Genomic DNA, 6,000 nt, shown 5'->3' with positions numbered 1-6,000 from the left:
GTGCTTAATATTGCGTGGTTCGACAGGCTGGGATTAGTGCGTCTCTCATAACCTCAATCTCTCGAACCGCCCGGTGCGGACCCGCATGCCGGGTGGTGTGGCAGGGGAGCGGCCTGTGAAGGCCGTCCCCTATGCCGATTTTGGCTATGTACCCGCTATGTGCTGAAGCCTGTGAACCGCAAGATGATGTCTAGAGTGCGCTGATTCGTAGGGTGGGTTAGCGACGCGGTAACACCGTCCGAAAATCCACCCGCGAAAGTGGCGCGGCGCGTAACCCACCAGCCAATGGAACGCGTTGCGCCGTTGGTGGGTTACGCCGCGTGTCGGGTGATGTGATGCTTGGCAATCCCCACACGCGGCTAACCCACCCTACGAAAGCTGCTTGCAACAGGTAACTGGGACATAGCCTTTTTATTGCGCCGCGTTCTGCCCTGCGCGGCGCAGGCCGGTGGGCGAGGGGTGATGGCACTGTGATAACGGCCATGGGGGTACACGTTTGGCTACATATTCCTGACTGTTGCCAGGCGGGAGGGGGTACAGTTTTCGGGCTGCAAGACTGCTGCGGGAGGGGTTCCTACCAATGCTCGGCCGACTTACTCCCAAAGTACCATTTAGTCGTGCGCCGCTCCGGTGCATAACTAGCACTACCGGAATTCGCCGGTTTTGATAAGAAGAGGACCGCGCCATGTGGACTAAACCCGCCTTCACCGATATGCGCATTGGTTTCGAAGTCACCATGTACTTCGCCAATCGTTGATCCGCCTGCCCCGGCTCTGTCGGGGCATCTCACCCGGAATTCGCCATGCATATCCAGATTCTCGGTTCCGCCGCCGGCGGTGGCTTCCCCCAGTGGAACTGCAATTGCCATAACTGCCGCGGCGTACGCGATGGCAGCCTGCGCGCGCAGCCGCGTACCCAGTCGTCCATTGCCCTGTCCGACGATGGGGTCAACTGGATACTGTGCAATGCCTCGCCCGATATCCGCGCCCAGATCGAAGCCTTCCCGGCCCTGCAGCCGGCCCGCAAGGTGCGTGATACGGCCATTGGCGCAATTATTCTGCTGGACAGCCAGATTGATCACTGCACCGGTCTTTTGACCCTGCGCGAAGGCTGCCCGCACAAGGTCTGGTGTACCGAGATGGTGCACCAGGACCTCACCAGCGGCTTTCCGCTGTTCAATATGCTCGACCACTGGAACGGTGGCCTGCAGCACCAACTGATCGAACTGGGTGGGGTGCCGTTCACCATTCCGACCTGCCCGAACCTGTCGATCACCGCCATTGCCTTGCGCAGCAGCGCGCCGCCTTATTCGCCGCACCGTGGCAACCCGCACCCCGGCGACAATATCGGTCTGTTCGTCGAGGACCGGCGCACCGGCAGCACGCTGTTCTATGCCCCGGGCCTGGGCCAGGTGGACGAGGCGCTGCTGGCCTGGATGCGCCGCGCCGATTGCCTGCTGGTGGACGGCACGCTGTGGCGCGACGACGAAATGCGCCACTGCGGAGTGGGCGACAAGCTCGGCAGCGAGATGGGCCATCTGCCGCAGAGCGGCCCCGGCGGCATGCTCGAGGTTCTCGACGGCCTGCCGGCCAGCCGCAAGATCCTTATCCATATCAACAACACCAACCCGATTCTCAATGTCGACTCCCCTGAGCGCGCGCAACTCGCGGCCCACGGCGTCGATGTCGCCTGGGACGGTATGAGCATCAATTTGTAGGGTGCGCGCTGCGCACCGGAGAGCCATGATGAGCCAGACCGCCATGAGCCCCGCCGAATTCGAGCAGGCGCTGCGCGCCAAGGGCGCTTACTACCATATTCATCACCCGTTCCACCGGGCCATGTACGCAGGCAGCGCCAGTCGTGAACAGATTCAGGGTTGGGTCGCCAACCGCTTCTATTACCAGGTGTGCATCCCGCTCAAGGATGCCGCGATCATGGCCAACTGCCCGGACCGCGACACCCGCCGCGAGTGGGTGCAGCGCATCCTCGATCACGACGGCGCACCCGGCGAGGAGGGCGGTATCGAAGCCTGGCTGCGCCTGGCCGAAGCGGTGGGCCTGGACCGCGAGCAGGTGCTGTCGCAGGAACTGGTGCTGCCCGGGGTGCGCTTTGCCGTGGATGCCTACGTCAACTTCGCGCGCAGAGCGAGCTGGCAGGAAGCCGCCAGCAGCTCGCTGACCGAACTGTTCGCCCCGACCATCCATCAGTCGCGCCTGGATGCCTGGCCGCAGCACTACCCCTGGATCGATGCCAGCGGTTACGACTACTTCCGCAAGCGCCTGAAAGAGGCACGCCGCGATGTCGAACACGGCCTGCGCATCACCCTCGCGCACTACACCACCATCGAGGCCCAGCAGCGCATGCTGGAGATCCTGCAGTTCAAGCTGGACGTGCTGTGGAGCATGCTCGATGCGATGAGCATGGCCTACGAGCTGGAGCGCCCGCCGTACCACACGGTGACGGCCGAACGGATCTGGCACCGGGGGATCGCCCTATGAGCCAGTCCCTTGTCAGCATGACCCCCAGGCTGCGCCGCGGCTTTCGCCTGCAGTTCGAGCCGGTGCAGAACTGCCATGTGCTGCTCTATCCGGAAGGCATGATCAAGCTCAACGACAGCGCCGGGGAAATCCTCAAGCAGGTCAACGGCAGCCAGAGCGTCGGCCAGATCATCGAGGCGCTGAGCGAGCGCTTTCCCGATGTGCCAGGGCTCGATGAAGACATCCTGGCCTTTATGGAGGTAGCCAATGCACAGTTCTGGATCGAGCTTCAGTAAGCCGGGCCATGAAGCGGGGCCGCCGCTCTGGCTGCTGGCCGAGCTGACCTACCGCTGCCCGCTGCAGTGCCCGTACTGCTCCAATCCGCTGGATTTCAGCCAGCAGGGCGCGGAACTGTCCACCGCCGAATGGCTTGAGGTGTTTCGCCAGGCCCGCGAACTGGGCGCGGCGCAGCTGGGCTTTTCCGGCGGCGAACCGCTGGTGCGTCAGGACCTGGCCGAGCTGATCAAGGGCGCGCGCGATCTGGGCTACTACACCAACCTGATCACCTCCGGTATCGGCCTGACCGAGGCGCGTATCGCCGAGTTCGCCGAGGCCGGGCTGGACCATATCCAGATCAGCTTTCAGGCCGCCGATGAGGAGGTGAACAACCTGCTAGCGGGCTCGCAGAAGGCCTTCGCCCAGAAGCTGGCCATGGCCCGGGCGGTCAAGGCGGCTGGCTACCCCATGGTGCTGAACTTCGTCACCCACCGGCACAATATCGACAATATCGAGCGCATCATCGAACTATGCCTGGAGCTGGAGGCGGACTTCGTCGAGCTGGCCACCTGTCAGTTCTACGGCTGGGCCGAACTCAATCGCGCAGGACTCCTGCCGACCCGCGCCCAGCTCGAACGTGCCGAGCGCATCACCAATGAATGGCGGGCCAAACTCGCGGCCGAAAACCATCCCTGCAAGCTGATTTTCGTCACTCCCGATTACTACGAGGAACGGCCCAAGGCCTGCATGAACGGCTGGGGCAATCTGTTTCTCGATATCACCCCGGACGGCACCGCGTTGCCCTGCCACAGCGCGCGGCAGTTGCCGGTGCAGTTTCCCAATGTGCGCGAGCACAGCATCGAACATATCTGGCGGCATTCCTTCGGCTTCAACCGCTTTCGCGGCGACGACTGGATGCCCGAGCCGTGCCGTTCCTGTGATGAGAAGCATAAGGACTTAGGCGGCTGTCGCTGTCAGGCCTTTATGCTCACCGGTGACGCCAGCAACGCCGACCCGGTGTGCAGCAAGTCGGCCCATCATGACCTGATCCTCGCCGCACGCCAGCAGGCCGAAGAGGCACCGCTGGAGCTGAACGAGCTGCAGTACCGCAACGACAAGGCCTCGCGGCTTATATGCAAGGCGTAGCCGACCCCGACAGAATCTGGAGCGCTGAGCAGGCTGCGGCGGCCAGCGCCGACTTCGCCGAGTTGCACGCCGCCCATGGCGGCCTGCTGTGGGTGGCCTTCGACCCGCAGCAGGCCCGTTGCGGGCTGTTCTTCTGGCAGGGCGGCGCGGCCCGCGAGCTGACTCCGCCTGGCTATTCGGTGCGCAGCCGAGTCTACGAATATGGCGGCGGTGCCTGCTGCGCCACGGCGCAGGGCGCGGCCTTTGTCAACGAGACCGATCAGCAGATCTACCTGCTTACGTCCATTGATGGTGGTGCGCACGACCTGGGCGGCCCCGCGTCACCCCACGCACTTACCCAACGTCCGCAGTGCCGCTATGGCGAGCTGTCCTTTGTGCCGGCCTGGCAGGCGCTGCTGGCGGTGGAGGAAAGCCATGAGGCCGAGGCGGTGCTGCATCGCCTGGTGCGCATCGGCCTCGACGGTAGCCGCCAGGTGTTGGTCGAGGGAGCCGATTTCTATGCCGGTGCGGTGGCCAGTCAGGATGGTCGGCAACTGGCCTGGATCGAATGGGACCGGCCCAACCTGCCCTGGGTCGCCACGCGGCTATGCCAACGCGAAGAGGGCGGCGCGGTCAGCGTGCTGGCTGGCGGGCAAGCTGATCAAGCGCTGCAGCAGCCGCGCTTCGACGAAGAAGGGCGGCTCTGGGTGTTGTCCGACCGAGCGGGTTGGTGGCAGCCGCTTTGTATCTACAAACCGGGCCTTGGTGGGCACAGCCTAGGCGGCCCCGCGTCACCCTACGATCACGGGGCGGCACCCTGGCAACTGGGTGGCTGCAGTTATTTGCCGCTGGCAGACAGCGAGATGCTGCTGACCCGTTTCGAGGAAGGTAGTGGCGTCCTTGTAGGGTGCGCCGTGCGCACCAATGTACTCGGCGTCGAGGTCGATGATGCGTATGGCCTAGGCGGCCCCGCGTCACCCTACGAGGGCGTGGTCGGCGAACGGCGCTTGGCTGAAAACTTCACTCGTTTTCGCGCCCTGGCAGCGGATGCCGGGCACTACTACTGCATCGCCGCCTCACCGAGTCGGCTGCCGGCCGTGCTGGCGATTGCCCGAGGGGATGGCGCGGTACGGATATTGGCCGGTGGCGAGAGTCCCTTGAACGAAACGCACCTTTCTCTGCCGCAGCCTCTTGACTGCGCGGTGGGCGAAGGCGAGCGCTGCCATGGTTTTTTCTATGCGCCGGTAGAGGGGGGCGAGAAGCCGCCGTTGCTGGTCTTTCTGCATGGCGGGCCCACTTCGGCCTGTTACCCGGTGTTTGATCCGCGTATCGCCTTCTGGACGCTGCGCGGTTACGCCGTGCTCGACCTCAATTACCGTGGCAGCAGCGGCTATGGCCGCGCCTATCGCCTGCGTTTAGCCGGACAGTGGGGAGCGCTTGAGGTCGAGGATATCCGCGCCGCGGTTGCTAAGCTGGCGGGCGAGGGCGCTATCGACCCGGCGCGGGTATTTGTGCGCGGTGCCAGTGCCGGCGGCTACAGCGCCCTGTGCGCCTTGATAAGCGGCGGCTTTGCCGGTGGTGCCAGCCTTTACGGGGTTAGCGATCCGCTGGCACTGCGCCGGGTCACCCACAAGTTCGAGGCCGATTACCTCGACTGGCTGATCGGCGACCCGCAGCGTGATGCCGCCCGCTACCAGGCGCGCACGCCGTTGCTGCATGCAGAGAAGATCAGCGTTCCGGTGATCTTCTTTCAGGGCGGCCTGGATGCGGTGGTGTTGCCGGCGCAGACCGAAACCATGGTCGCCGCGCTGCGCGACCGTGGCGTGCCGGTGGAATACCGGTTGTATGCCGACGAGCGCCATGGCTTCCGCCAGGCGGCCCACCTGGCCGATGCACTGAAGGCCGAGTTGGCGTTCTATCAACGCGTGCTGCAGGGCTGATTGCGCCGGGGCTAGCAGGTCGTTGAAAAACGTAGGCGAGGCAGCCGAGACAAGGCAAAAACAGGCGAGGAAGCGGAGTTTACGTGTTGTAAATGAGCATTCCGAGCCTGTTTTTAACGCCGTATCGGCAACGCAGGTAGTTTTTTCAACAACCTGGTAATGCCTTGGTTGCATTGCATTCA

At 64.0% G+C, this 6,000-nt stretch carries 6 protein-coding genes; all 6 read left to right on the top strand.

Features of this window, described 5'->3' with window-relative positions; all coding sequences use genetic code 11:
- Positions 1-685: 685 nt before the first annotated feature.
- Genes pqqA through VMP31_RS15880 form a run of 6 tightly spaced genes read left to right on the top strand, consistent with a single transcriptional unit; the run spans position 686 to position 5,818 of the window.
- Complete coding sequence (gene pqqA, locus VMP31_RS15905; RefSeq protein WP_003284930.1) at positions 686-757, top strand: pyrroloquinoline quinone precursor peptide PqqA; 72 nt, start codon at positions 686-688, stop codon at positions 755-757.
- A 45-nt stretch (positions 758-802) separates the two neighbouring features.
- The gene (gene pqqB / locus VMP31_RS15900) at positions 803-1,717 is read left to right on the top strand and encodes a pyrroloquinoline quinone biosynthesis protein PqqB (RefSeq protein WP_325508674.1); all 915 of its coding nucleotides are present in this window, start codon (positions 803-805) and stop codon (positions 1,715-1,717) included.
- Between the two features lie 28 nt (positions 1,718-1,745).
- Positions 1,746-2,498, top strand: coding sequence for a pyrroloquinoline-quinone synthase PqqC (gene pqqC / locus VMP31_RS15895; protein ID WP_325508673.1), 753 nt, complete (start codon positions 1,746-1,748; stop codon positions 2,496-2,498).
- On the top strand, positions 2,495-2,773 hold the full coding sequence (pqqD, locus tag VMP31_RS15890; RefSeq protein WP_325508672.1) for a pyrroloquinoline quinone biosynthesis peptide chaperone PqqD: 279 nt from the start codon (positions 2,495-2,497) through the stop codon (positions 2,771-2,773). Before pqqC ends, pqqD begins: the two co-directional genes overlap by 4 nt.
- Complete coding sequence (pqqE, locus tag VMP31_RS15885) at positions 2,745-3,899, top strand: pyrroloquinoline quinone biosynthesis protein PqqE (RefSeq protein ID WP_325508671.1); 1,155 nt, start codon at positions 2,745-2,747, stop codon at positions 3,897-3,899. The genes pqqD and pqqE overlap by 29 nt, the downstream gene beginning before the upstream one ends.
- Positions 3,887-5,818: an alpha/beta hydrolase family protein gene (locus VMP31_RS15880; RefSeq protein ID WP_325508670.1), complete on the top strand. Its 1,932-nt coding sequence runs from the start codon at positions 3,887-3,889 to the stop codon at positions 5,816-5,818. Before pqqE ends, VMP31_RS15880 begins: the two co-directional genes overlap by 13 nt.
- Positions 5,819-6,000 lie beyond the last annotated feature (182 nt).

Origin of the sequence: Pseudomonas sp., assembly GCF_035512415.1 — a bacterium.
Taxonomy (GTDB): domain Bacteria; phylum Pseudomonadota; class Gammaproteobacteria; order Pseudomonadales; family Pseudomonadaceae; genus Aquipseudomonas.
This window is presented reverse-complemented; position numbering and strand designations above follow the sequence as displayed.

Coding starts and splice junctions, on each gene's coding strand:
- pqqD (WP_325508672.1), top strand. CDS start 2,495: ATGAGCCAGTCCCTTGTCAGCATGACCCCCAGGCTGCGCCGCGGCTTT.
- pqqB (WP_325508674.1), top strand. CDS start 803: ATGCATATCCAGATTCTCGGTTCCGCCGCCGGCGGTGGCTTCCCCCAG.
- VMP31_RS15880 (WP_325508670.1), top strand. CDS start 3,887: ATGCAAGGCGTAGCCGACCCCGACAGAATCTGGAGCGCTGAGCAGGCT.
- pqqE (WP_325508671.1), top strand. CDS start 2,745: ATGCACAGTTCTGGATCGAGCTTCAGTAAGCCGGGCCATGAAGCGGGG.
- pqqC (WP_325508673.1), top strand. CDS start 1,746: ATGAGCCAGACCGCCATGAGCCCCGCCGAATTCGAGCAGGCGCTGCGC.